We start from the raw sequence: 23,994 nt of genomic DNA on the forward strand, positions 1-23,994 counted from the left end.
CTAACCGGGCACGCCCGGGCAGCCGGTGTGCGCCGCGCACGGTCGGCCCACACCACTCGTGCACCCTGCACAGGCGGGCTCAGCCATCGGCCTCGGGCACCCCGCCCGCCTGCCGCACCTCCTCGTGGAGATGCACGATGCGCCAGGCACCACCGGCCCCTTTGCGCAGCACCGCGGTATTGCGTACCAGCTCGGGCCGGAGCGCACCGCCGCCCGGCGCGGCCGCGAAGTCGACACGTAGCCAGTAGCGCAGCAACGCCATGTCGCCGAAGACATCGGCCACCGGCCCGTAGGCGTTGGCCGCGGTCTCCACCGGACCGCTCCCGGCGGTCGGCCGCGCGTCGCGCAGGCGGTCCAGGTCTCCCTTACCGCAGAGCAGCGCATCGGCCGCCGATGACGCGGGTGGTGGTCTCGGGTCTCGAACGACGGCTGATACCAGAGAAGAGGTGTGAAGGCCTCCTGTGGTATACGGGCCGACATTCGATTGACGTGGCCCAGCGGTCAGAGGCTGTTGAGCAGGCCGTCGAGTGGGGCGGGTACGCGGTCGGGGTCGAGGGCCTCGACGAGGACGCGACCGTAGCGGATCTTGCGCCCTTTTTTCGTGCCGAGGAAGCGCCGCAACTGCTGCTGTGAGGTGCGGCCCCGCTGTGCGGGCTGGCGCAGGAAGGTCTCCAGGGCGCGCAGATCGCCCTCCGCCCGGACGAGCTCCTCCACCCGTGCCACGCCCAGCGCGCGGATGAGCTCGTCTTCCAGATCCGCCGCGCAGACGAAGAATTCTTGCCGCGCTGCACTGGCCCGTTCCAAGCCGCGGGCGTAGTAGCGAAGCTCCGCCTCGTCGCACAGTCCCGTGAGGCGGAGGCCCAGGCCGGGTGGCCCGAGGAGGCGAGCGAAGCGCCCGACGCTCATCGCACCGCCCATCGGCAGGACGCAGACTCCTTCGGCATCCAGATTCCGGTCGCGGCTCGCGGCCAGCGCGCTGACCGCTGCGACATCGCTCGGCCCTTCGAGTAGGACGACTTTCCGGACGGGCAGCCGCGCGGCCATCTCGCGCGCGGTGTCGCCTGGGCCACCGGCCGCCCACGTGGCGACCGCCTCCCGGAACGACCCCATGTCAGCCATGAGACGAGTCTCCGCCCTTTCCTGGCACCACGGTAGGGAATTTCGGTTCCGGCCCGCGGACTGCTCCGATCCAGCCCCGTCATGAACAGCCGGCCGAAGTCTTCGAAGCTGCCGAACCTGTCGCGCGCGCCCTCCGCTATCGCATCTGGCGCCGCACCAGTTCGTGCAGCTTTCCGCCCGGGAGGGCCATCAACTCGGCCGGGGCGCCCTCCTCCACGATCCGGGCGTCCTCCATGACGAGGACGCGGTCGGCGTCCATGACGGTGGACAGCCGGTGCGCGATCACCAGTCGGCTGGCCTTGAGGTGGCGGGTGCTGTCCATGACGATGCGCTGGGTCTCGTTGTCCAGGGCGCTGGTGGCCTCGTCGAAGAAGAGGATGCGCGGACGGCGGATCAGGGCCTGGGCGATCATCAACCGCTGCCGTTGGCCACCGGAGATGGCGCCGCTGCCGGAGATCATGGTCTGGAGCCCCATCGGCATCTGGCCGATGTCCTCGGCCAGACCCGCCAGTTCGGCGGCCGCCATGGCCTCCTCGGGGGTGAACGGCTCGGCGCCGCGGATGCATTCGAGCACCGTTCCGCCCAGGGGCTGGGCGTTCTGCAGGACCACTCCGCACTGGCGGCGCACCGCCGTCTGGTCGAGGGCGGCGAGGTCCTGGCCGTCGTAGAGCACACTGCCGGACACCGGCCGTTCGAAGCCGATGAGCAGCCGGAGCAGCGTCGACTTTCCGCAGCCGCTCGGGCCGACGACGGCCACGAACTCGCCCGGCCGGATCTCCAGTGAGACATCGTCGAGCACCAGCGGCCCGTCGTCGCCGTAGCGGAAGGTGAGGTTCCTGGCTCTGAGGTCGCCGGAGAGCACCCCCGGTGGGGCGCTGCCGCCACGGACCTCTGGCGGCTCGTCCAGGATCGGCTTGACCTGCTCGAACATGGGCAGGACGGCGACCACCGAGACCAGGGCGTTGGTGAGCTGGGTGAGCGAGGTGAGCAGCATGGTCACGGAGGTGTTGAACGTCAGGAACGCGCCCGCCGACATGCTCCCCCGCGCCGGACCGGCCAGCAGCATGAACACGATGAGCGAGACCAGCGGAAGGTAGACCGCGTCCAGCACCTGGGTGAGGTTCTTGATGCGCCCGGTGCGCTGATGCAGGTCGCGGGAGTGGGCGAAGCCACGGGCCCACGCCGCGTACGCGAAGTTCTCGGCCGCGGCGACCCGCAGTTTGGGAAGGCCGCGCAGGGTCTGGAACGCCTGGTTGTTGAGCTTGTTCTCGCTCTCCACCAGCCGCCGCTGCCAGCGCACCTGCCACAGCCCCATCCCCAGGAAGACCCCGGAGACCACCAGCAGTATGGCGACCACCGCGAGCGCCAGGGAGGCGCTGTAGTACAGCAGCAGGGCGAGGTTCATCGCGCCCACGGTGCCGGCCTGGAGGACCGTCGGCGCGATCCCGGACAGCACCCGGCGCATGGCGCTGATGCCCAGCGCCGCGCTGGCCAGCTCTCCGGTGGAGCGTTGGGCGAAGAAGCTGGTGGGCAGCCGCAGCAGCCGGTCCCACACGGCGGGCTGGAGGGTGCTCTCCAGCCGCCCCTCCAGCCGCAGCAGGGTGAGGTTCTGCAGCAGCATGAAGGCGGCCGCGACGACGCCGGCGACGATCAGGGCCAGGGAGATCTGGACGATGGGGCTCTTCTCCGCGCGGGGCACGAATCCGCCGAGCACCTGTCCGGTGGCGAGGGGCACCAGCGCGCCGAGCACCACCGTCACCAGCCCGCTGATCAGCAGGTTGCGGACGTCCCCGCCGGCGCCCCGGGCGCTGAAGCGCATCAGCCGCCACATCGTCATCGGCCGGTCGGGCAGCGGACGGTAGAACATCACGGCCCGCGGTTCGAACTCCTCCGCGTTGCCGCTGCTGACGCGGATCCGCAGGCCGGAGACGGGGTTGAGCGCCTCGTACCCGCCGCGCCGCCACAGCAGCGCCACCGGGGCCCCGGACTTGGCGCGGTAGCCCACCAGCGGTCCGGTGTCCTCCCGCCACCAGCGGCCCTCCAGCCGGACGGCGCGGGTGCGGATCCGGGCGTGTGCGGCGATGCGCTCCACCGGGTCCGTACGGTCGTCGGTGGCGCGGCCCCTCGGCGGTTCGGGCAGGGTGATCCCGGCTGCCTCCGCCACTTCGCGGCACACCGCGTGAACGGCGTCGTCGGTGCTCTCCTCCGACGGCCGCCGGTCGCGCCGCGGCCCTCCGATGGAGGCGATCAGCGCCTGGTCGGCGCGGGAGCGCATGGCCTCACCGGCTCGGATCCCGGCCGCCGTGCGGTCCGCGTGGGCCCGCTCCATGGTCTCGATCCAGCGGTCCACGGCGCTGCCGAGCCGGTACTGCTGGTTGACCATCCGCTGCCACAGCGCGCCGTCGATCAGCAGATCACCGGCGGCCTGGGCGCTGTACTCGGCGCCGTAGCGCACACTGCCGGGCGGCACCGGAAGCCAGAGCAGGTCCTCGTCGGCCGCCTCCGCGTCGGGCGCGGCCCCGCCGTCCAGCGGGGCCTGGAAGAGGACGCCGAGGCTGCGGCTCACCCCGAGCGCCACGGCGTGCTCCAGCGGGGTGGGCGGGATGTCCTGGAATCCGCCGCCCCCGTATGTGCCGTACGGATCGTGGGCGTGGCCCGTGCCGTACGCGTCGTACGCCTCCGGCCGGTACAGCTCGCGCAGCGGGATACGGCGCACCAGGCAGTCCTGAGAGGGGCGGCCCAGCAGGGTGTGGAGCGGTCCGTCGACCGGGCCCGGGAGCGCCGCGCCCGTCTCCAGCCGGCCGAGGAAGTGCCACTGCCCCTCCTCGGCGGCGTCGACCGCGAACAGGTCCAGGGCACCGCCGGCCACGAGCCAGAGCACCTGCGGCCCCTCGAGCGGAAGGCTGCGCAGCCCGGCGCAGTCGACGGGCGCGCCGAGGGCGCCAAGCGCCTGGACCACCGCGTCGCCGCCGTCCGCGGCCACCGAAGCGGCCGGGTGAACGGACGCCATGTCAGTGCTCCCTCATCAGCTCGGCGTACGGGCCTCCAGCGGCGGCGAGGTCCTCGTGACGGCCGCGTTCGACAACCGTGCCGCGGTTCAGGACGAGGATCTCGTCGCTGTCCCGCACGGTGCTGAGCCGGTGGGCGATCACCACACACGCACAGCCGCGGCGGCGCAGATTGTCCATGACGATCTGCTCGGTCCGCGCGTCCAGGGCGCTGGTGACCTCGTCCAGCACCAGCACGCTGGGACGGCGCACCAGGGCGCGGGCGATCTCCAGCCGCTGCCGCTGGCCGCCGGAGAAGTTGCGGCCGTCCTGCTCCACCCGGCAGTGGATCCCCTCCGGGCGCCGTGCGATCACATCGTCGTAGAGCGCGGCGTCCCGCAGGGCGTCCACCACCGCGTCGTCCGGGATGGACGGATCCCACAGCGCCACGTTGTCCCGCACCGTTCCCTCGAACAGGAAGACGTCCTGGTCGACGAAGGAGACCGAGGCGGCCAGCGCCCCGCGGGGGATGTCCTCCAGCCGCTGTCCGTCGATGCGGATGCCCCCCTCCCAGGGGGCGTAGAGACCGGAGACGAGCCGGGAGACGGTGGACTTGCCGCTGCCGGAGGCGCCGACCAGCGCCACCTGCCGACCGGGGCCGACGGACAGCGAGAAGTCGCGCAGCAGCGGTTCGTCCAGTGGGCTGTAGCCGAAGGTGATGTTCTCCAGCGTCACGTGCCCGGTCAGCCGGCGGGTGTCCGCGCGCGGCTCGTCGCGGGTGTGGAAGGAGTCCACGGGGAAGTTCTCCACGTCCTTGAGCCGGGTCACGTCGGCGGAGAAGTCCTGGATGCGGCCGGCCACGCCGTTGAGCCGGGTGATGGGCGCGGTGAAGCGGGCCACCAGCGCCTGGAAGGCCACCAGCAGACCGATCGAGATATGGCCCTCGATGGCCCGCAGCCCGCCGATCCAGAGGATCAGGGCGCTGTTGAGCGTGGCGAGGGTGGGGGCGACCACGGCCAGTGCGGCGCTCGGCACCCCGAGGCGCTGCTGCTCCTCCAGCGTGATGGCGTGCTGACCTGCCCAGCGGCGGAAGTAGCCCGTCTCCCCGCCGGTGGCCTTCACCGTCTCGATGAGCTGGAGACCGGTGTACGACGTGGTGGTCAGCCGCGCGGTGTCGGCCCGCAGCTTCTGGGTCCTGGTCGCCCGCAGCCGTATCACCACCCGCATCGCCACCACGTTGAGCAGCGCCAACCCGACGCCGACCAGGGTGAGTTGGGGGTCGTAGGTCCACAGCAGGAAGGCGTAGAGGACCACCACGACCCCGTCGACGGCCACGGCGGCCAGATCGCGGGCGAGCGTCTCGGCGACGGTGTCGTTGGAGCGCAGCCGCTGGACCAGGTCCGCCGGGCTGCGCTGGGCGAAAAAGGTGACGGGCAGCCGCAGCAGATGCCGCAGAAAACGCGCGCTGCTGAGGGTGGAGGAGATGATGCGTCCGCGCAGCAGATTCGCCTGCTGGACACCGGTCAGCACGGCGGTGAGCACCACCGCCACGGCCATGGACGCGAACAGCGGCCCCAGCAGCGAGTCCTGGCCGCCGATGAGGAAGGTGTCGATGAAGGTGCGGCTGAGCGCCGGGACCGCGGCGCCCACCGCCACCAGCAGCAGGCTGGCCAGCAGCGAGGCCAGCAGGGTGCCCGTGGTGCCCCGCATGCGCGGGGGCAGGGCACCCAGCACGCCGGGGCGGCGTCCGCCCCGGCGGAAGGACTCCTCGGGTTCGAAAACCAGGACCACACCGGTGAAGCTGGTGTCGAACTCCTCGACGGGGACGAAACGGCGCCCCTTGTCGGGATCGTTGATGTGGACGCCGCGCTTGCCGAACCGCCGTCCCATGCCGTCGTAGACGACGTAGTGGTTGAACTTCCAGAACAGGATCGCCGGGGCCCGGACCTCCGCGAGGGCCTCGGGCTCCATCTGCATGCCCTTGGCACGCAGACCGTAGCTCCGGGCGGCCTTGAGCAGATTGCTGGCGCGTGACCCGTCCCGGGAGACACCGCAGGCGATCCGCAGCTCCTCCAGCGGCACATGGCGCCCGTAGTGTCCGAGCACCATGGCGAGCGATGCCGCACCGCACTCCAGGGCCTCCAACTGAAGCACGGTGGGGGTGCGCACCGTCCGGCGCCCGGGTTTCCTCGGCCGGGATCCGCCGCGCGGGGCGCGCCGCCGTCCGCGGGCCGGCTGGGGGCGGCGCGCCCCGCTGCTTCCGGCGGGTGCGGGCCGGGGCGGCCCGCCCTCGTATCTCGCGGTCACGGGAGAAGCCAATCGATGGGGTGGTGGGCAGCCAGGTGAATGGTGCCGTCGGCCAGGGTCATGGAGCCGAGGGCGAACGGTGGGCCCTCGGGGGACGACCAGCGGTAGCCGGAGCGGGTGGCGGAGGTGCGGTCGAGGCGCACCTGGACCGCGACCGGCGGGCCGTGTTTCGAGAACTCCTCACCGAGTTGCTCAGCTCCGAGGTAGGAGCCGATCTGCTGGCGCGACAGGGCGGTCCGGCCCACGGCCTGGACCTCACCGCGCAGCACACCGTAGGTCTGCGTCGGCACGGACTGCACGCTGAGGTCGACCGACGCTCCCGGCCGCACCGAGGCCGCCCGGTCCGCCGGCACGTACAGGGTCGCGACCAGCGGGTCGCCGGAGTGGCGGACGCGTTCCACGGAGGCGACGTTCGCACCGGTGTCGAGGACGGAGCCGATCGAGACGGAGAGGGTGGTGAGCCGGCCGGCGGCGATGGTGCGCACCACCGTGGTGCCGCGGGCGGTGCGGACCTTCAGCAGCGGTGCGCCCGCCCGGAGGGTGCTGCCCTCCTGTGCGAGGACAGAGGTCACCTGGCCCGCGATGGGGCTCTGCAGCACATAGCTGCCCTGCCCGTGGGTGAGGATGCCGGTGGTCTCCAGGGTGTTCGACACGGTGCCCGTGACCGCCCATACGGCGGCGCCGGCCATGACCACCAGCGTGACCACCAGCGCCAGCCATCCCTGGGGGCGGGCGTAGCGCACCGGCAGATCGATGTCCTCTGCCGACTGCAGCTTGGAAAGGGCCTGCTGGCGGAACTGCACGAAAGTCTTTCCTCAACCGCGAGAGAACTGGCCGGATGCCCGGGCTCCGGAAGGAGGCGCGGTGGCGCGGGCGAAGTGGCACGGCGCGTGTGATGCGGCGGCGTGCATGTGACGCGGGGGCGTACGTGGATGCGGCGGTGCTGCGTGGATGCGGCCGCGGACCGCCGAGTGCCCCAGACCAGGCAGGCCCGGGGCACAGGGAAGGCGGTGTACCGGCCTCAGATGGTGTTGACGACTCCACCGACGATGGCGGTGGAGTTCACGCCGGTGACACTGTCAACCGTGCCGGTGGCCAGGGCGACGGTGCCGACGGCGCCGGTGAGGGAGTCCACGGTGCCGAGGGCGTCGCCCACGACGCCGAGCCCGCCGGCCACGTTGTCCAGCTCGGCGTCGGAGATCTCCTGGGTCGCGACCTTGGGCGCGTTGTTCATTGTTGCGTCTCCCTTGGATGACTGTCTCGTTGAGCTTCCGACCGCGCATGGGTGCCGACGGAAATCGGCTCCCTCGGCATGGCCACGGGGTCCCGGGGGGACCCGGGATTCGTGGATGCTTGAGCGCGGAAGGGATGTAACCACGGGGCACGCGGCACAGCGAATCAGCCAACCTCCGGAATCAGGCATTCCGCAACTTTCCGATCACGCGACAGGTACTTTCGCGCACGTCATCGGTGCTCTTTCCTCACAGGAAGGTCACTCTTACCCCTAGACATCACGCCGCTTTCGCAAGGTGATGCGCGTCATTTCGGCCACTACCGCCATGACCGGCAGGAAGGTCGGCACGACGGCCGGGCGCTACGCGTGTTGTCTGTGTAACAGGTGTGCCGATCACTTGAAGATGACGATTCTTCGGCCGGCCCGGCTCGGGCCGGGGCTCAGAGAGCCACCGGAAGGTCGGCCTGGAGCCACCGCTGGTCGACGGTGTCCGCTGCCGCGCGCAGCATGGAGATCGCCTGGTCCAGCAGCGGGTTCGGGTCCGCGGCGCGGCGGACCGCGGAGACTCTCCGCACATGGGAGGGGTCGGCGAGCCGGATCACATGCACATCCGAGGACTTGATCATCGCCAGCTCCGGGATGATCGCGATGCCCAGGCCCTTGCGGACGAGCTCGAACGGCAGGTTGTAGTCGTTGGTGCGGAAGAGCACATCGGGGTGGAAACCCGAGGCCGCGCAGATCCGGAACAGGGAGCGGGCCGCATCCGTGTCCTCCAGGAAGCAGATCCAGCGCTCATCGGCCAGCTCGCTGATCTGCACGCGCCTACGGTGCGCCAGCCGGTGGCCGGTGGGCAGCAGCAGATAGAGCGGCTCTTCCAGGAGCAGCGTCAGGTCGAGGTCGCTCTGCCAGCTGCTGTGCGGCACCGTTCCGTATTCGAAGACGACGGCGAGGTCCAGCCGTCCGTCGAGCACGGCGGGCACCGTGACCGGCGGATCGCCTTCCTGGTAGCGGATGTCCACGTCGGGGCGGTCCCGCAGAAATGCGGCGAGCAGCGCGGGGACGAGCTTGAAACCGGCCGACCAGAAGCTGCCCAGGTGAAGTCGGCCGCGCTGGGCCGAGGCGAACGAGCGCATCTCGTCCTCCGCCGCCTCGAGATCCGCCAGCAACCGGTTGGCGCGACGCGCCAGCTGAAGGCCCGCCGGGGTGGGGCGCACGCTGCGCGGGGTGCGCTCGAAGAGCGTGACGCCCACCGCGCGCTCGATGGATGAGATCTGCTGGGAAACGGCCGATGGCGTGAATCCCAGTTTTCTGGCAGCCGTGCGCAGGGAGCCGGTGGCCACGACCTCGCGAAGGGCCTGGAGCTGGGTCGGGGTCAGCATCGGCCGAACTTAACGCCTGGCACGCCATGAACACCAGCCCTGTTTCTACGGTGCTTCCTCGGCATCTCCCGCACCTCCGCCGCCAGCACGTCTGACGTGGCAGGGAGTCCGCCGATGGTGAGCGCCGAGCATCAGTTCAGCTGAACAACAGGGTCGCCAATGCTCATCCTGAACGACCTTGCGCCGATGGTGGGCGTCCCGCACATTGTGGGGAGCCAAATCCAGCCAACCCGATGAGAGAGGGGTCCCCATGGCCGCTCGACGTGCGCTGATGTCTCTCGTCCTCGTAGGGCTCGTGGCCACGACGGCGTGCGGTCCAACGGACGGTGAGCCGAGGGCCGCCGCCCCGAAGCAGAAGGTGGACCAGCGGCTGCACGATCTGCTGCCCGCGAAGATCAGGAAGTCCGGCAGGCTGACCGTCGCGCAGGGCAACAACTACCCGCCCCTGGTCTTCCTCGACAGCGACAACAAAACGGTCATCGGCATGGAGCCGGACCTGATGAAGGCCATCGGCGAGGTGCTCGGCGTCAAGGTCGACTTCTCCCAGACCAGCTTCGACAGCCTGATCGCGGGCGTCCGTGCACACCGCTACGACCTCGCCATCCAGGCCATGCTGGACAAGCCCGAGCGGCGTGAGTACATCACCTTCGTCGACTACTTCAAGACCAGCAGTTCCATCCTGGTACACGCGCAGGACGCCACAAAGATCGGCTCGCTCGGCGATCTGTGCGGCAAGTCCGTCGCCGTGGAGCAGGGCACCGCTCAGGTCGACGACGCCGAGGCCCAGTCCGGCACATGCCGCAAGGCGGGCAAGCCGGAGGTGAAGACCCTGGTGTTCCCCGACACGGTCGGGTGTATCCAGGCCCTGTCCACCTCGCGGGCGGACGCCTTCGTCGGCGGGACCCCCACCGTCGTCTACCACGCCGGGAAGTCCGCCGGGAAGCTGAAGGAGGTGGGCAAGCCCTACCGGTACCTGCCCTACGGAATCCTGGTCGACAAGGCGGACACCTCGTTGGTCAAGGCCGTCCAGGGCGCGCTGAGCGAGTTGATGCGCAACGGCAGTTACCGAAAGATCCTCAAGACGTGGAAGCTCTCTTCCGGGGCCCTCGACCGTGCCACGGTCAACGGCGGTGCTTCATGAAGGGACGGTCGCCGCAGTACGCCACCGAGGAGCTGAAACAGGACGGTGGAACGGCAGTGCGCCCGGCTGATCAGGGCGCGCCGATCCGGGCGGTGCCGCTGCGCCACCCCGGCCGGTGGTGCGCGTCCGCTGTGATGGTCTTCCTGGTGATCTTCCTGGTCCAGGGGTGGGCGGCCAATCCGCGCATGCAGTGGGACGTGGTGGGGGAGTACCTTTTCGCTCCCGCGGTGCTCGACGGGCTGCGGACCACCGCCTTGCTGACGGTTCTGGCCATGGCCATCGGAATCGTGGGCGGTGTCGTCCTGGCGATCCTGCGGATGTCGTCCAATCCACTGCTGTCGGCGCTCAGCGGTTTCTACATCTGGGTCTTCCGCGGCACCCCGCTGCTCGTCCAGTTGCTGTTCTGGTACTTCCTGTCCGCCGTCGTGCCCAGGGTGGGGCTGGGTATCCCGTGGGGCCCGACCTTCGTCGAGGCCGACACCAACCAGCTCATCACCCAGATGACGGCGGCCGTGCTCGGACTCGGGCTGCATGAGGCCGCGTACATGGCCGAAATCGTACGGGCCGGTATCTCCTCGGTGGACGACGGGCAGACCGAGGCGGCGCATGCGCTGGGGATGACCCGGCGCCAAACGATGCGGCGGATCGTTCTGCCGCAAGCGATGCGGGTGATCATCCCGCCCACCGGCAACCAGGCCGTGTCGATGCTCAAGACCACCTCTCTGGTGTTCGCGATCGCCGTACCCGAACTGCTCACCTCCGTCCAGGGCATCTACTCCCGCAACTTCGCCCAGATTCCGCTGCTCACGGTCGCCTGCATCTGGTACCTCGTGGCCACCACCGTGCTCACGGTGGCCCAGCGCTACCTCGAGCGCGCCTTCCGGAAGGAGAGCTCGTCGTGACGGCAGTGGTGAGGGCCGAGGGCGTACGCAAGAACTTCGGCGATGCGGAGGTGTTGAAGGGCATCGATCTTCAGGTGGCCCAGGGCGAGGTGCTCTGCCTCGTGGGCCCGTCCGGATCGGGCAAGTCGACCTTCCTGCGCTGTGTGAACCATCTGGAGCGGGTGGACGCGGGCCGTCTGTACGTTCGCGACAGACTGGTCGGCTACGAGGAGCGCGGAGGGAGGATCCACGAGCTTTCCGACAAGGCGGTGGCCCAGCAGCGCCGTGGCATCGGGATGGTTTTCCAGCAGTTCAATCTCTTCCCCCATATGACGGCGCTGCAAAACGTCATGGAAGCGCCGCTGCGGGTGGCCAAGGAGCGCAAGGAGATCGTCAGAACACGGGCGCTGGGGCTCCTCACCCGGGTCGGCCTGGCGGACAAGTGCGAGAGCTACCCCTCCCAGCTGTCCGGAGGCCAGCAGCAGCGGGTGGCCATCGCCCGAGCACTGGCCATGGAACCGGAGCTGATGCTCTTCGACGAGCCCACCTCCGCCCTCGACCCCGAACTCGTGGGCGAGGTCCTCGATGTGATGCGGGCGCTCGCCCGGGACGGCATGACCATGATCGTCGTCACTCATGAGATGGGTTTCGCGCGCGAGGTGTGCGACTCGCTGGCCTTCATGGACGGCGGGGTCGTGGTGGAGTCGGGGCCGCCCGACGCCGTCATCGGCTCGCCGCGGCACGAGCGCACCCAGGCGTTTCTCCGCAAGGTCCGCTGAGCGTGGTCCGCCGACCCTCCGCAGCTGACACCCGATCAGCTCTGATCAACCGTTAAGGAAACCACGTGTCCCGTGTCATCGTCCTCGGCGCCGGTGTGATCGGCGCTTCCGTCGCCTACCACCTGGCACTGGCCGGCGCCGACGTCATCGTGATCGAAGCGGGCGGCCCGGCCTCAGGAACGTCCAGCGCGACCTTCGCCATGGACGTCACCCACCTCAAAACACCCGTCAGCTACTACGAGTTCAACCGTCGCAGCGCCGCCCTCCACGCCGAACTGGCCGCGGAACTGGGCGGCACCTCGTGGCGCCACGCCGCCCCCACGGTGCAGTGGGCGAACACGGCGGCCGAACAGCGGTCGCTCCGGGACCGAGCCACCAGGCTGCGGTCCTGGGGCCACCCGTGCCGGATCGCGGATGCGGCGGAGCTGCGCGAGCTGGCACCCGCGGTGGACTCCGGCGCCTGCTCGGCGGAGGAGATCGTCGTCCACGACGGAACCGCGTGGTACGACGCTCCCCTGTTCGTGCGGTCGTTGCTCGACCGGGCCGCCTTGCTCGGGGCGGACATCCACTACGGCCTGCGGGCCACCGGACTGTCGCTCGCCGGTGGCCGGGTGCGGGGCGTGCGGACCGAGTCACGTCACTGGGAGGCGGACTGGGTGGTGAACTGCGCGGGCCCGGACGCGGGCCGGATCGCCGGTTTCGCGGGTGTACACCTTCCGATGGACCGTGTGCCGGGCCTGGTCGGCGAGACGACCCCGGTACCCGAGGCCCGGCTGGAGGCGATTATCACCACGCCCGAGGTGGATCTGCGGCCCGCGCCGGGCGACCGCGTCTGCTCGATCTCCTGGCCCATCGACGCCTTGCTGCCCCAAGAGCCCGCTCCGGGCGACCGGCTCACGCCCCAGGAGCAACTGCACCGCCATGGCCAGCGCCTGCTTCCCGCGCTCCGCTCGGCACGGCTGGCCGGGGCAAGGATCGGTGTCCGCCCCGTGCCCACCGACGGCCTCCCTCTGGTCGGCACCAGCCCGGAGGCCCCGGGACTCTACAGCGTGGTGACCCACAGCGGCGTCAATCTGGCCCCTCTGCTCGGGCGGCTGGTGGCCGACGAGATCAGCGGTGGACGGCCCAGTGCGGAGCTCGCCCCGTACCGGGCGACGCGCGATGTGGCGGCCACCGTGCAGGACGAGAGCCTGCACCGGATGAGCGGTGAGAAGGCCGCCCTCTGACCAGCGGGACAGAGGCCGCGCACGACCCCACCAAAGATGACCGTGGAATTTCTGTTATCGGTCCCGGCCCCGGCCCGTCTCCCCTTCGTGCGCAGCCTCATCCACAAGACAGCAGCATCCGCCGGAGCCCTCGCGGTGGCCGCCCTCATGCTCGGCGCTCCCACCGCGAGCGCCGCCGGGCCCCGGGACGTGACCGCCGACGTGCTGGCGGGCCGGAACGTGACACTCGCCGGTGACACGGTGGTGACCGTGCCGGCCGGGACGACCGTGTACGGCGGCGTGTTCAGCGGCACCGGCACGCTCACCGTGCGCGGCACCGGCACGCTGATCCTCACCAAGGACAGCGACTTCACCCTGCCGAAGTCCCGGCAGCGGCAGGTGGCGAAGACACAGGGCGGCAACCACCCGTACGTCACCGTCGCCAACCCCGACCCGCCGGCCGTGACCGTGGCGAAGGGCGCCACCCTTCAGTACGGCAACGGCGGCGCCACCGGACTGATCGGCCACTTCCCGTACAACACCCCGGCGTTCCGGCTGAACCAGGACAACATCCGGGTGGACGGTACCCTGCGGCTCTCCCTGAAGAGCGCCTTCAACCTGGGTACCATCAGCGGCTCCGGGCTGGTCACCCAGCCGAGGTTCCTCTGGGGCACCTGGGACCTGTCGGGCACGCACCCCTTCTCCGGGGTGATCGACAACGGCACGCAGGTGAACGCCGGCCGGCCGGAGTACGCGACGTCGCTGCCGAACATCCGCAAGGTCCTCAACCAGGGCACCTGGACCGTGGACACCCCGCTGGGCCAGACCGTCACCATGGGCATGGACTTCTACCAGCGCGAGTACGGCAGCGACATCAACGTCCAGTCCCGGCCGGGTAGCAAGGTCGTCCTGACCGGCCAGTACAGCTGGTCGGACCAGGGCGGCGACACCGACCCCTCGCTCAGTGACCCCGCCCTGAACTGGACGCCCGCGCGGAAGAACGTCAACAAGCGCGGCACCAACATCAAGGGCGCCAACCTCCAGTGGGGCGACGGCACCACGAACAAGATCTTCATGCCGGGCACCGCCGAGACCGTCTACATCAACCTGCTGGCGGCCCGCTCCCGTTCGCTGCTCACGTTCGACTACAACGGCCCGGTGACGCTGGGCGCCCCCATCGGCGGCGGCCGCTTCCACGACACGCTCTCCGCGCCCGGCGCCGGGGACATCGTCATCAAGGGGACGAAAGGCAACGACGTCACCTTCGCCGCCGTTCAGTACTACAACGGCTCGACGACCGTCGAGAAGGGCGCCGTGCTGCGGCTGGGCAGCGGCAAGCGGGGCGGCGACGGCGGGCTCTACACCAAGGGCGACCTCTACAAGGTCGTCAACAACGGCTCGCTCGTGCTGAACAACGTGGGCAAGCCCCTGGCCCTGTCCCGGATCAGCGGAAGCGGGTCGCTCACCCAGGCGGGTACCGCGACGACGACCCTGACCGGCAGCGCGGTGACGTACACGGGAACGACGACAGTCAAGAGGGGCACACTGGCGCTGCGCTCCGGGGCGACTCTCGCCCGCAGCAAGGCGATCCGCCTCACCTCGGCAGGTGCGAAGCTGGACGTGGGCACGGCGGGCTTGCGGGTGGCGGCCTCGTTGTCGGGCAAGGGCACGGTGAAGGGCTCGGTGACCAATCAGGGCGAGGTCGCGGGCGGCCTCACCGTGACGGGTGACTACACCCAGGGCGCGAAGGGGCAACTCACCCTGCGCAGCGAGCCGTTGACGGCGTCGGGCAAGGTCGGGCTGGCCGGAAAGCTCGACGTTTCGGGCGTCGGCGCCAAGCCACCGCGGGAGATCACCGTCCTCGACCACAAGGGCGGTGCCAAGACCACGGGCGCGTTCACCGGTCTCCGCGAGGGGGCCGAGGTGAAGCTCGCCGGCACCAGGTACCGGATCAGCTATCGGGGCGGGGACGGCAACGACGTGGTGCTGACCGCCGCCACCAGCCCCCACGCGTCCAACAGCGCCCATGCCGACGCGGCCTCCTCCGGTGCGGCGGCGGACACGCCGGAGAACGCGAGCGCCTCCGGCGACAGCGGGCCCGGCTGGTGGCCGTACGCGCTGGCCGCCGGGGTGCTGAGCGGCCTGGCGGTGCCGGTGGCGCGGCGCGGGCGCGGGCGCGGTGGGCGCCGGGGCGGACGGCACGCAGCGCACCGGTGACCCCTGGCCCGCCTCGACCGGCCCCCCAGAGATGGGCGTCGGTGCCGGTGACCGGGCGCTCTATGAGCCGTCCGGAGTGGGTGTGATGGTGGCGGGCGTCGGACCGTCGGGGCGGATGGTGAACCCGAAGGCGGCCGAGGTGGGGGTGGCGTGGAAGGAGGGGGTGAAGGCGGGCAGCAGGTGCTCCAGGAGCACGGTCATCTCGCGCATGGCGAACTGCGCGCCCAGACAGGCCCGGGCGCCGATGCCGAAGGGGTAGTAGGCGCCGTGCCGGGAGGAGGGGCGGTCCTCGTCCGCGGCGGTGAACCGCTCGGGGTCGAACCGCTCGGGCTCGGGCCACAGCGCCGGGTCGCGGTGGGTGAGGTACGGGCAGACGAAGATGTCGGTGCCTGCCGCGACGTGATAGCCGGCGAGGGTGTCGTCCTCGGTGGTGTGACGGGGGATCAGCCACGCCACCGGATAGAGCCGCAGGGTCTCCGAGGCGAGAGCCCGGATGGCCCTCTCGCGTTCGGGTGAGCCCGCGGGTCCTGTGCCCAGGGCCCGGCGGCGGGCTTCGGGGTGGCGGTCGAGCAGCAGATACAGCCAGGACAGCGTCGTGGCAGTGGTCTCGTGACCGGCGGCAAGCAGGGTGACCAGCTCGTCGCGGATCAGCTGGTCGGTGTATTCGGGGCGGGTCTGCCCGGCGTCCACCAGGACTTGCAGCAGGCCGGGGCCTTCCGGTCCCGCCTCTCCTCGGCGGGCGGCCGCGATCGCGTGTTCGGCGACGGCGTCGATCCTCGCGAGGTCCGCGGCCACGGCGGCACGCAGCTCGGCCGCGTCGGCCGACGCGGAGGGGGTGGTCGGAAGGGCGGCCCCCACCGCCTCGACGGCGGCGAGCTCGCGGTTCGTGGTCTCGTCGAGGGGGTGGCCGGTCAGGGAGCGCCAGATGGTGTCCAGGGCGAAGAAGCGCATGTCCTCGCCGACGTCGGTCGGCGTGCCGGTACGGGCGCACTCCGCCCAGTGGTCGGCGGCGCGCCGCGCGGCGCCGACGATCCGCTGCTCGTAGCGGCGGATCCCCGCTCCGGTGAACTGGGCCTGGAGAAGGCGGCGCTGACGCTTCCAGGGTTCCCCGGCGGCCGAGAGCACCCCGTCTCCGACCAGCACGCGGGCCCGGTGGGAGCGCTTGACGTAGCGGTCGGGATGAAGAGCGAGGACGTGCTGCACCGCCTCCGGGTCGGTGACCAGCACGGTGGGGCGCGGGCCGAGGCGTACCGCGCTGACCCCGCCCAGCTCGCGCGCCTGGGCCAGCAGGTCGACCACCGCTCCCGAGGAAGAGCGCCACCGCTCGACGGCCGCCGGGAGGAGTTCCGGAGGCAGGGGCATGGCACCGGGCCCGGGTGACGGGAGGGGGACGCCTTGCGGGGCTGTGGTCGCCAATGCGCTCTCCTGCTCGATGACTGCGTGCGTGGACACGGTGGGACAACGAGGGGCGGCCCCGGCCGATGACTTCCCACCCGGCTTCCCGGCAAGCTACCTGATTGCTGTCACCAGCCCGGTCCGCGGCACTGCGCTCCGCTCACCAGTCTGATCCGCTCAGCGGAACTCGGCTCGCGAGGCGGCGAGTCGGCATGGGACAGTCTGAAACGTCCGCTTTACCACATCCGCCACTCCGTACACGCCCAGGCCATCGCATCCCCTTCGCGTCCCGAAGCTGCCCCCTGACCAAGGGCAGGTTCGGCCGACCCGGCTGGGGTGAGGGAGTCCGGGCGGCGGGTCCCGGGCACAGCGGACACGACACCAGGCCGTGTTCCGTATGGTCGAACGGGGGAACGAGCATGCGCACAGAACCGACCGCGGCCGAAGGCGGCGCGGGGCCGGTACGGCTGGGCCCGGGGCATCGGCGCGAGAGCTGGGAGCCGGGGCAGGATCCCGGCCAGGGGCCGGCCGGGGACGGCGGACCGTCCGCAGGTCAGGGCAAGGGCCCGGACCACCCCTCCGTGTCGCTGCCGAAAGCCGGCGGGGCGATCCGGGCGATGGGCGGCCACCTCCGACGCGGGGTACGCCGCCGCCACCGTGTACGACCCGAGGTCGCGCACCTGGAGCCCGGCCGCCGGGATGCACCGGCGGGTTGACGGTGGCGAATTGGGTCGTTAGCTTGCCCGTGAGTGGGAGCGCTCCCAAAGGCTTTATGTCATAACGGGGTGAGATGAGGTGAAACCCATGGTCACAGGGTCGGAATCGCCAAGCCGGAGGTCTGTTCTGGCGACGATGAGTGCCCTGCCGGTCCTGGTGGCCGCGACGCCGGCCGTGGGAGCATCCAGAGCGCCATCCGCAGCGGCGGCTGCCGAGGTGATCGTCGACCCGGCGGCGGAGCGGCAGACGATTCGGGGCTTCGGTGGCATGAACCACACGGTCTGGATCAACGACCTGACACCTGCCCAGAGGGACACCGCGTTCGGCAACGGCGAGGGGCAGCTGGGGTTCTCCGTGCTGAGAATCCCCGTCCACGAGAACCAGGCGAACTGGAGCCGTGAGGTGGCGACGGCGAGACGTGCGATCGAGCACGGGGCGACCGTCATCGCGTCGCCGTGGAATCCCCCCGCTCAGATGGTCGAGACCTTCGTCCACGGCAATCAGTCCGACGCGAAGCGGCTCCGGTACGACATGTACGGCGCTTATGCGCGGCACCTGAACGACTTCTACAGGTTCATGAGGGACAACGGGGTGGACCTGTATGCCATATCGGTGCAGAACGAGCCTGATTACGCGCATGACTGGACGTGGTGGACTCCGAACGAGATGACCCGGTTCCTGCGGGAGAACGCCGGCTCGATCGGCACCAGGGTCATCGCGCCGGAGTCCTTCCAGTATGTGAAGAGCTTCTCGGACCCGATTCTCAACGACCCCCAAGCGCTCGCCAACCTGGACATTCTCGGGGCTCACCTCTACGGCACGCCGTACCAGAACTTTCCCTATCCCCTCTTCAAGGCAAAGGGCAGGGGCAAAGAACTCTGGATGACCGAGGTCTACTACCCCAACAGCAGCGATTCGGCGGACCTCTGGCCCCAAGCCCTCGACGTGGGGGAACACATCCACCATGCCCTGGTGGATGCCGAGTTCCAGGCGTACGTGTGGTGGTACATCCGGCGTAGCTACGGCCCCATGAGGGAGGACGGGCGGATCAGCAAGCGCGGCGCCACCATGGCACACTTCTCGAAGTTCGTCCGCCCGGGATATGTGCGTGTCGACGCGCCCTCGAATCCCCAGTCGAACGTCTACACGTCGGCGTACAAGGGCGGTGGCTCCAAGGTTGTCATCGTCGCCATCAACAAGAGCACTTCGCCGGTGAGTCAGCCGTTCACCCTGGAAAACAACACCTCGTCCAGCGTGTCGTCCTGGTTGACGGACGCAAGCGCGAGCCTCGCGCCCCAGGGCAGGATCAACGTGTCGAACGGCTCCTTCACGGGCCGGCTTCCCGCTCGAAGCGTGACGACCTTCGTGACCGAGTGAAGCGCACCACCTGCCGGGCTCGAGGCCGCGATGCTCTCCGCTGCGATGGAGAGAGTGGTTCACTGTCTCGGGACCGGTCCCGAGACAGTGGGCGCAGAGTGGGGGGCACCGGTCTTCGCCCGTTGCTTTCGGGAGGTAGGTGTGGGGGAGTTGCGGCTACGGCGATCGCTGCCGGGGCTGGCGACGGAGGCAGGTCTCGGCGAGGTGCGGCGGGTGCATCACGAGCGCCGACACGCGTTGGTGCTGGTTGTTGCCATGCTCGGTCTCGACTGGGCGACCGTGCTGTTCCTCGTGGAGGCTCTGTCCGAACTGGGCTTCGACCCGGACGCCAGACCCGTCGCGGTGTTCATCTGGCTGGTGGGTTCCTGGGGCGGCTTGGTGTATTGGCTGCTGGTCCGGGGCGGGAGACGGTGGTACGCGACATGCGATGGCGGTCTGTTGGTGGGGGTGGGAGGAAGGAAGACGAGCGCCATCGCATGGGAGGCAGTGGAGTCGGTGGCGTTGGCGCAGGGTGGCGGGGCTCGGCACGGGTCGTGGCGGCTCTCCTGGCTCGACGGCGGTAAACCGCGGTACGAGACGTTCCGCACCGTGACCGGCCGTGAAGCCCTGGTCAAGGCCATCGAGCTCCGGGAGCCGGTGCCGACGCCGCTGGCCCATCGGGTTCTCACCGGGACGGGGCTGGCGGCTGTGGCCTCCGTCGTGGTGTGGGCGGTCACGCTGTCGCCCCTCAGCGATGTCGTGATGGCCAGTCGGCCCTACTATCTGCGGGACTTGGCGCGCCTGTGCACGAACTCCGGTGGCTCGTATGCCAAGGCGGCCCCCTACAGCGCGAGCGGCCCGCATCCGGCGGTCCTGTTCGACGAGGAACACGGCGCCGACCCGGTGGTCACGTCCGCGGGCAAGGGCTCCGGTGAGCCGGACCCTGATGAGGTTCAACTGGTGGCGTGCAGCCGCCTTGAGCGGCGCAAGTACGACATGACCTGTGCGTTCTCGGGCGGGTGGAGTGTGACCTACTACCAGGCCCGCTACCGCATCGACGTATATGAAGCGCGTACCGGCCGCGGAGTGGACAGGCAAACGGTGGATGCCGACAACCACCTGTTCTGCAACGGCATCTTGGTGCGCCAAGGGAGAGGCGGCCACGAGGAGGATGTTTCCGTCCCGACCGAGGAGGACTATCAGCGCATCATCGACGGTGTCGCTGAGGCCGGCGCCGACTGACGTGCAGGTGCCCGGATACGCGGTGTGCCCACCGGCCGTGCCGAGGAAATGGCCGCTCGCACCGTCAAAACGGGGCTTGCGCCTACGGTCCTCCTCTTCATCGACGTCGCGGTCGGAGCCTTGCTCCGCCGGATGGGGATGACCGGCGAGCCGATGGTCGATGCCGACGTCGCCGCACTGGTCGAGATGGTTCTGCGTCAGGCGGTCGTGGGCACGAGCCGCCACTGCTGGCAGTTGTTGTTCAGCCAGCTCCACTGACGCACGTCGATGCCGTCTGCCGTGCCGCAGTCGGCGACATCGGCCACCTTGCCGCTGTTGGCGTTGGTGATCCGGACGTGGTCCCCGCCGGTGTAGATGAGGCGGGCCTTCTGGCAGTTGTTGTTCAGCCAGGTCCACTGGCGGATGTCGGCGCCGTCGGCGGTGGAGCAGTCGGCGGTGTCCATGACTTTGCCGGTGGCCAGGTTCACCAGGCGGCTGGTGTCGTCGCCCATGTCCTCGATGCGCCACTTCTGATGGGTGCCGCCGTTGCACGTCCACTGGGCGATGTTGGTGCCGTCGGCGGTGTTGCCGCCCGACACCTCGAGGCACTTGCCGCTGTTGCGGTTGACCAGTGTGTACGCCGTCGGAGTCGTCGCCGTCTCACCGGACGGGCCGGCCAGGGTGGTGCCCAGGGCCACCGGGCTGCCGAAGTTCGGCGTGCCGTCCGCGTTCCAGGTGAATTTCTGCGCTCGTGTCGTACGGCCGTTGCCGCAGCCGCCGTTGGTCGTGTTGTTGCCGTGGTAGACGATCCAGTTCTCGGTGCCGTCGGGGGAGGTGAAGAACCCGTTGTGGCCGGGGCCGTAGACGCCGGCCGCGTCGTTGCGCTGGAAGACGGGCGTCTGCTTCTTGGTCCAGGAGGTGGGGGTGAGCGGGTCGCTGCCGGTGAGCTCCAGCCGGCCCAGCTTGTAGTCGGGGGTCTGGCAGGAGCTGGCGGAGAAGGTCAGGAAGGTACGGCCGCCGTGGTAGAGCGGCTCGGGCCCTTCGTTGACCGGGCTGCCGGAGGTTTCCCAGTTCAGGGTGGGGCTGGAGATGATGGTGAAGGTGGAGCGCTCAAGCGTGTACGGGTTGCTCATCGGCGCGATGACGAGGCTCTGCGTGCTGCCGTTGATGAAGCCGCTGCCCACCAGGTACAGCTTGCCGTCGTGCCGGAGCACGCTGGCGTCGATGAGCCAGCCGTTGGGGCTGAGGTTGGATCCGGTGAGGCTGTTCTTGTAGGTGTAGGGGCCCATCGGGTCGGAGCCCGCGCTCTCCAGGACGTGGGTGCGCTGGGAGTCGCAGCAGGGGGTGCCGCGGTTGCCGGCCGAGTAGTACAGGTACCACTTGCCGTTGAAGAAGTGGATCTCGGGTGCCCAGAAGTTGGAGTTGCGGCCCGAGGTGGAGTCGGACCACACCTGGACGCTCGGCGCGGTGGCCAGCCCGGCCAGCGTGGGCGACTTGCGCATGGTGAGCTCACCGGTGAACGAGGTCGTCACCAGGTAGTAGTCGCCGTTGTAGTACTCCAGCCAGGGGTCGGCACCCTTCTGTGCCTTGACCGGGTTGCTGTACGGCCGACCGTCGGCCGCGGCGGCCGGCTGTGCGGACTGGACGGTGACGAATGACGCGAGCAGGGCCAGTACTGCTGCCACGAGGGTCAGCCAGTGGCGGGTGCGGGTGCCGAGCACGGTAAGTCCCTTCCGGAGGCGACTTGTTCGAAATTGCGAACGTCGTGCGTAACTTCGGCCAGAAGGTAGAGGTGGGGCTGGACTGGCGTCAATGGATCGGACGCGTTTGGTGGCGACGGGTGCGAGGGGCCGTGCGCGCTCCCCGGTGAACCGCTCCCCATCACGTGGATGGGGGGAGCTGTCCGCGCACCCATTCGGGATCGGGGTTGACGTGCGGCTGTCCCGCCACCATGACGGTCGGCACGGTCTCGTTGCCGTCGTTGGCCGCCCTCACCACCGCCGCCCCAGCCGGGTCGCGCCAGATGTCGACCCAATGCAGCCGATGGGCGTTGCGGCCCAACCGGATCCGCAGACGCAGACAGTACTTGCAGCCCGCCCGCCAGTAGACGATCGGTCGGCCGTCGATCGCGCTGCGGCGTTGTGCCTCCACCGCGCCGATCGACCGTGGGAACACCAGCGGCGAGTGCACCCCTGCAAGCAGGACAAACAGCAGCAGTAGTGCGACGGCGGCGACGGGGAACCCCCTGACGGCCGGCGCGGTCGCAACGAGTGAGCCGCAGACCACAAGCAACATGGGCAAGATCCAAGCGCGCGTCATGATGACGCAGGCTATCGGTGGCGTGGGTTCGGCGGATCGACGCCCCGACGTCTGGGCCTCGCGGGTGCGGGTGCGGGTGCGGTCATCGGCCCGCGGTGGCGGGCGGGTGGGAGGTGATCCAGCGGTGGCGTATGTCCCAGGTGCTGCCGTCCGTGGTGGCGCCGCGCAGCCCGTTCAGGATTTCCGGGCCGACGAGTGCCGGGAGGCCGGAGTCCTTCAGAGAGGCGAATGCGACGGTGCGGGCCGGGTCCCAGTCGGTGGAGTGGCGCAGCCGGCAGGCGAGTTGGGCGAAGCCGAGCGGGGATGCGGCCATGACCCAGGCGTCGGGTGCCCCTGCGGTGAGGCGGGTTGCCGGGCGCAGCCAGGACGCGGCGCTCTCCGGCCAGTCCACCACGGCGAGCACTTCGCCTTCGCGCGCTTGCCACGCGGCCGCGAACGCCTGCGCGGCGTTGCGGGACGCGGTGTCCCGGCTGTGGCCGATGGTGACGGTGGCGATCCGTGGCTTCGACCCGGTGAGCAGGCCGATGAGGGCGGCGAGTTCGGCATCGGTGTGCGGGGCGGGCGTGGGCAGGCCGTTGCCGTACGCGGCCAGTTCGGCCGCGGTGATGAGGGGCGAGCGGAAGGCCATTCGCTCGGTGGTGGGGGTCATGGTGTGGTGGTGCTTTCTCGGTCTGCTTTCCACTGGGCGTACTGGCTGGGCAGACACACGGCGCAGGGCCGGTAGCCGGCTGCGATCGCGGTGGCCTCGTCGGCGAAGAACACCCGGTGTTCGGCGTAGTGGCCGCGGGCGATGGCCCGCAGGGCGGAGGGGCAGTCCAGGCGCCCGTACAGGCGTCCGCGGCGGTGCCCGCCGAGCGTGCCGGGCGTGGGGTTCCGGTAGGGCTGCCCGTCCGGACCGAGGAGCGTGTAGGTGCGGGCGGGGCGGTCGGAGGCGGGCGTGGTGGGGTTCATGCCGCGTCGTGGAAGACGAGGCCGAGAGTGTGCCGACGGCCGGAGCGGACGGTGCTCACACCATGCCGCATCGGCCCGTTGGCCCAGCCCCGCTTGGTGGCGACCGGCCGGTCGCGGGTGGTGAAGACCAGCCCGTGTCCTTGGGGCAGGGTGGTGGACGAACCTCTCGACTGGGCGCGGGGCCGCTGCTCGGTCATCAGGAACTCCCCGCCGGTGAAATCCGCTCCGGGCGCATCCAGGCCGATGACCACCTGGAGCGGGAAGAGCATCTCGCCGAACACGTCCCGGTGCAGCGCGTTCCAGTCACCGGGGCCGTACCGCAGCAGGATCTGCGCGGACTTGGACTGTCCGGCCTCGTGGCACATGGCCACCCACTCCTGAAGCGTGTCCGGCCACGGGGCGGGACGGCCGAGCTTGGCCGCCCAGTCGCGGGCGATGGGGAGCAGATGGGGGTAGAACGCCTCGCGCAGCTCCCGTACGACCTCGGGCAGGTCGTGGGTGAAGTAGCGGTACTGACCGGAGCCGAAGCGGTGACGGGCCATGTCGACGGTCGTACGGAAGCGGCCGGGCTCGTGATACAGCGCGGCGATCTCGTGGCACTCGGCGGCGGTGAGAAGCGGGCTGGTCAGGGCGGTGCCGTACTCGCCCAGCTCGTCGGTCAGGGCTGCCCAGTCGCACTGGGCGACCCGGTCGGCGACGGGGCCCGCGAGTCGGGTGGTCTGGCTCATGGTGAGGGTCCTTGGGTCGTTGGTGGCGCCGCCCGGGTTTCGTCCCTCCGGGGGAGAG

At 70.1% G+C, this 23,994-nt stretch carries 22 protein-coding genes; 9 read left to right on the forward strand and 13 right to left on the reverse strand.

Annotation, left to right across the window (positions count from 1 at the left end; translation table 11 throughout):
- Positions 1-79: 79 nt before the first annotated feature.
- The 7 genes from ACWY4P_RS49110 to ACWY4P_RS49140 all read right to left on the reverse strand — a co-directional run bounded on the left by ACWY4P_RS49110 (position 80) and on the right by ACWY4P_RS49140 (position 9,026).
- Complete coding sequence (locus tag ACWY4P_RS49110) at positions 80-313, reverse strand: hypothetical protein (protein WP_456207281.1); 234 nt, start codon at positions 311-313, stop codon at positions 80-82.
- Between the two features lie 188 nt (positions 314-501).
- Positions 502-1,119 (reverse strand): TOPRIM nucleotidyl transferase/hydrolase domain-containing protein, encoded by a 618-nt coding sequence (locus ACWY4P_RS49115; protein ID WP_456207282.1) that lies wholly within the window; start codon positions 1,117-1,119, stop codon positions 502-504.
- A gap of 136 nt (positions 1,120-1,255) precedes the next feature.
- Positions 1,256-4,129 carry an NHLP bacteriocin export ABC transporter permease/ATPase subunit gene (locus ACWY4P_RS49120; RefSeq protein WP_456207283.1) on the reverse strand — a complete coding sequence of 958 codons (2,874 nt, stop codon included), beginning with the start codon at positions 4,127-4,129 and terminating at the stop codon, positions 1,256-1,258.
- Between the two features lies 1 nt (position 4,130).
- The gene (locus ACWY4P_RS49125; protein WP_456213310.1) at positions 4,131-6,215 is read right to left on the reverse strand and encodes an NHLP family bacteriocin export ABC transporter peptidase/permease/ATPase subunit; all 2,085 of its coding nucleotides are present in this window, start codon (positions 6,213-6,215) and stop codon (positions 4,131-4,133) included.
- A 194-nt stretch (positions 6,216-6,409) separates the two neighbouring features.
- The gene (locus ACWY4P_RS49130; RefSeq protein ID WP_456207284.1) at positions 6,410-7,216 is read right to left on the reverse strand and encodes an HlyD family efflux transporter periplasmic adaptor subunit; all 807 of its coding nucleotides are present in this window, start codon (positions 7,214-7,216) and stop codon (positions 6,410-6,412) included.
- A 218-nt stretch (positions 7,217-7,434) separates the two neighbouring features.
- The gene (locus tag ACWY4P_RS49135) at positions 7,435-7,647 is read right to left on the reverse strand and encodes a type A2 lantipeptide (RefSeq protein ID WP_456207285.1); all 213 of its coding nucleotides are present in this window, start codon (positions 7,645-7,647) and stop codon (positions 7,435-7,437) included.
- A 440-nt stretch (positions 7,648-8,087) separates the two neighbouring features.
- Positions 8,088-9,026: a LysR family transcriptional regulator gene (locus tag ACWY4P_RS49140; RefSeq protein ID WP_456207286.1), complete on the reverse strand. Its 939-nt coding sequence runs from the start codon at positions 9,024-9,026 to the stop codon at positions 8,088-8,090.
- A 250-nt stretch (positions 9,027-9,276) separates the two neighbouring features.
- Between ACWY4P_RS49140 and ACWY4P_RS49145 the strand changes: the two genes are divergently transcribed.
- The 5 genes from ACWY4P_RS49145 to ACWY4P_RS49165 all read left to right on the forward strand — a co-directional run bounded on the left by ACWY4P_RS49145 (position 9,277) and on the right by ACWY4P_RS49165 (position 15,249).
- Positions 9,277-10,167 carry an ABC transporter substrate-binding protein gene (locus tag ACWY4P_RS49145; protein WP_456207287.1) on the forward strand — a complete coding sequence of 297 codons (891 nt, stop codon included), beginning with the start codon at positions 9,277-9,279 and terminating at the stop codon, positions 10,165-10,167.
- Positions 10,164-11,069, forward strand: coding sequence for an amino acid ABC transporter permease (locus ACWY4P_RS49150; RefSeq protein WP_456207288.1), 906 nt, complete (start codon positions 10,164-10,166; stop codon positions 11,067-11,069). Before ACWY4P_RS49145 ends, ACWY4P_RS49150 begins: the two co-directional genes overlap by 4 nt.
- Entirely contained in the window at positions 11,066-11,827 is a 762-nt protein-coding gene (locus ACWY4P_RS49155; RefSeq protein ID WP_456207289.1) for an amino acid ABC transporter ATP-binding protein, read from the forward strand. The genes ACWY4P_RS49150 and ACWY4P_RS49155 overlap by 4 nt, the downstream gene beginning before the upstream one ends.
- 65 nt (positions 11,828-11,892) lie before the next feature.
- A complete protein-coding gene (locus ACWY4P_RS49160; protein ID WP_456207290.1) occupies positions 11,893-13,053 on the forward strand; it encodes an NAD(P)/FAD-dependent oxidoreductase in 1,161 nt (386 codons plus the stop codon).
- 36 nt (positions 13,054-13,089) lie between these two features.
- Positions 13,090-15,249, forward strand: coding sequence for an autotransporter (locus ACWY4P_RS49165; protein WP_456207291.1), 2,160 nt, complete (start codon positions 13,090-13,092; stop codon positions 15,247-15,249).
- A gap of 60 nt (positions 15,250-15,309) precedes the next feature.
- Here the strand turns inward: ACWY4P_RS49165 and ACWY4P_RS49170 are convergent, their stop codons facing one another.
- A complete protein-coding gene (locus ACWY4P_RS49170; RefSeq protein ID WP_456213311.1) occupies positions 15,310-16,611 on the reverse strand; it encodes a cytochrome P450 in 1,302 nt (433 codons plus the stop codon).
- 452 nt (positions 16,612-17,063) lie between these two features.
- On the opposite strand from ACWY4P_RS49170, the gene ACWY4P_RS49175 reads away from it, so the two are divergent.
- The 4 genes from ACWY4P_RS49175 to ACWY4P_RS49190 all read left to right on the forward strand — a co-directional run bounded on the left by ACWY4P_RS49175 (position 17,064) and on the right by ACWY4P_RS49190 (position 20,217).
- Positions 17,064-17,360, forward strand: a complete 297-nt coding sequence (locus tag ACWY4P_RS49175) for a hypothetical protein (protein ID WP_456207292.1) — start codon at positions 17,064-17,066, stop codon at positions 17,358-17,360.
- Between the two features lie 136 nt (positions 17,361-17,496).
- The gene (locus tag ACWY4P_RS49180; RefSeq protein WP_456207293.1) at positions 17,497-18,738 is read left to right on the forward strand and encodes a glycoside hydrolase family 30 beta sandwich domain-containing protein; all 1,242 of its coding nucleotides are present in this window, start codon (positions 17,497-17,499) and stop codon (positions 18,736-18,738) included.
- Between the two features lie 141 nt (positions 18,739-18,879).
- Entirely contained in the window at positions 18,880-19,959 is a 1,080-nt protein-coding gene (locus ACWY4P_RS49185) for a hypothetical protein (protein WP_456207294.1), read from the forward strand.
- 24 nt (positions 19,960-19,983) lie between these two features.
- Positions 19,984-20,217, forward strand: a complete 234-nt coding sequence (locus ACWY4P_RS49190) for a hypothetical protein (RefSeq protein ID WP_456207295.1) — start codon at positions 19,984-19,986, stop codon at positions 20,215-20,217.
- Here ACWY4P_RS49190 and ACWY4P_RS49195 read toward each other — a convergent pair.
- The 5 genes from ACWY4P_RS49195 to ACWY4P_RS49215 all read right to left on the reverse strand — a co-directional run bounded on the left by ACWY4P_RS49195 (position 20,157) and on the right by ACWY4P_RS49215 (position 23,936).
- Positions 20,157-21,659: a family 43 glycosylhydrolase gene (locus ACWY4P_RS49195; protein WP_456207296.1), complete on the reverse strand. Its 1,503-nt coding sequence runs from the start codon at positions 21,657-21,659 to the stop codon at positions 20,157-20,159. The genes ACWY4P_RS49190 and ACWY4P_RS49195 overlap by 61 nt on opposite strands.
- 160 nt (positions 21,660-21,819) lie before the next feature.
- Positions 21,820-22,257, reverse strand: a complete 438-nt coding sequence (locus tag ACWY4P_RS49200; protein WP_456207297.1) for a glutaredoxin domain-containing protein — start codon at positions 22,255-22,257, stop codon at positions 21,820-21,822.
- Between the two features lie 82 nt (positions 22,258-22,339).
- The gene (locus tag ACWY4P_RS49205) at positions 22,340-22,906 is read right to left on the reverse strand and encodes a hypothetical protein (protein ID WP_456207298.1); all 567 of its coding nucleotides are present in this window, start codon (positions 22,904-22,906) and stop codon (positions 22,340-22,342) included.
- Positions 22,903-23,208, reverse strand: a complete 306-nt coding sequence (locus tag ACWY4P_RS49210; RefSeq protein WP_456207299.1) for an Ada metal-binding domain-containing protein — start codon at positions 23,206-23,208, stop codon at positions 22,903-22,905. The genes ACWY4P_RS49205 and ACWY4P_RS49210 overlap by 4 nt, the downstream gene beginning before the upstream one ends.
- A complete protein-coding gene (locus ACWY4P_RS49215) occupies positions 23,205-23,936 on the reverse strand; it encodes a 2OG-Fe(II) oxygenase (protein ID WP_456207300.1) in 732 nt (243 codons plus the stop codon). Before ACWY4P_RS49215 ends, ACWY4P_RS49210 begins: the two co-directional genes overlap by 4 nt.
- Positions 23,937-23,994 lie beyond the last annotated feature (58 nt).

Source organism: Streptomyces sp. LZ34, from assembly GCF_053890475.1.

Excerpts from the sequence above, each read along its gene's own strand:
- ACWY4P_RS49115 (WP_456207282.1), bottom strand. The coding sequence starts at position 1,119 with ATGGCTGACATGGGGTCGTTCCGGGAGGCGGTCGCCACGTGGGCGGCC.
- ACWY4P_RS49120 (WP_456207283.1), bottom strand. The coding sequence starts at position 4,129 with ATGGCGTCCGTTCACCCGGCCGCTTCGGTGGCCGCGGACGGCGGCGAC.
- ACWY4P_RS49125 (WP_456213310.1), bottom strand. The coding sequence starts at position 6,215 with ATGGTGCTCGGACACTACGGGCGCCATGTGCCGCTGGAGGAGCTGCGG.
- ACWY4P_RS49135 (WP_456207285.1), bottom strand. The coding sequence starts at position 7,647 with ATGAACAACGCGCCCAAGGTCGCGACCCAGGAGATCTCCGACGCCGAG.
- ACWY4P_RS49140 (WP_456207286.1), bottom strand. The coding sequence starts at position 9,026 with ATGCTGACCCCGACCCAGCTCCAGGCCCTTCGCGAGGTCGTGGCCACC.
- ACWY4P_RS49145 (WP_456207287.1), top strand. The coding sequence starts at position 9,277 with ATGGCCGCTCGACGTGCGCTGATGTCTCTCGTCCTCGTAGGGCTCGTG.
- ACWY4P_RS49150 (WP_456207288.1), top strand. The coding sequence starts at position 10,164 with ATGAAGGGACGGTCGCCGCAGTACGCCACCGAGGAGCTGAAACAGGAC.
- ACWY4P_RS49165 (WP_456207291.1), top strand. The coding sequence starts at position 13,090 with ATGACCGTGGAATTTCTGTTATCGGTCCCGGCCCCGGCCCGTCTCCCC.
- ACWY4P_RS49170 (WP_456213311.1), bottom strand. The coding sequence starts at position 16,611 with ATGCCCCTGCCTCCGGAACTCCTCCCGGCGGCCGTCGAGCGGTGGCGC.
- ACWY4P_RS49175 (WP_456207292.1), top strand. The coding sequence starts at position 17,064 with ATGCGCACAGAACCGACCGCGGCCGAAGGCGGCGCGGGGCCGGTACGG.
- ACWY4P_RS49180 (WP_456207293.1), top strand. The coding sequence starts at position 17,497 with ATGAGTGCCCTGCCGGTCCTGGTGGCCGCGACGCCGGCCGTGGGAGCA.
- ACWY4P_RS49200 (WP_456207297.1), bottom strand. The coding sequence starts at position 22,257 with ATGACGCGCGCTTGGATCTTGCCCATGTTGCTTGTGGTCTGCGGCTCA.
- ACWY4P_RS49205 (WP_456207298.1), bottom strand. The coding sequence starts at position 22,906 with ATGACCCCCACCACCGAGCGAATGGCCTTCCGCTCGCCCCTCATCACC.
- ACWY4P_RS49210 (WP_456207299.1), bottom strand. The coding sequence starts at position 23,208 with ATGAACCCCACCACGCCCGCCTCCGACCGCCCCGCCCGCACCTACACG.
- ACWY4P_RS49215 (WP_456207300.1), bottom strand. The coding sequence starts at position 23,936 with ATGAGCCAGACCACCCGACTCGCGGGCCCCGTCGCCGACCGGGTCGCC.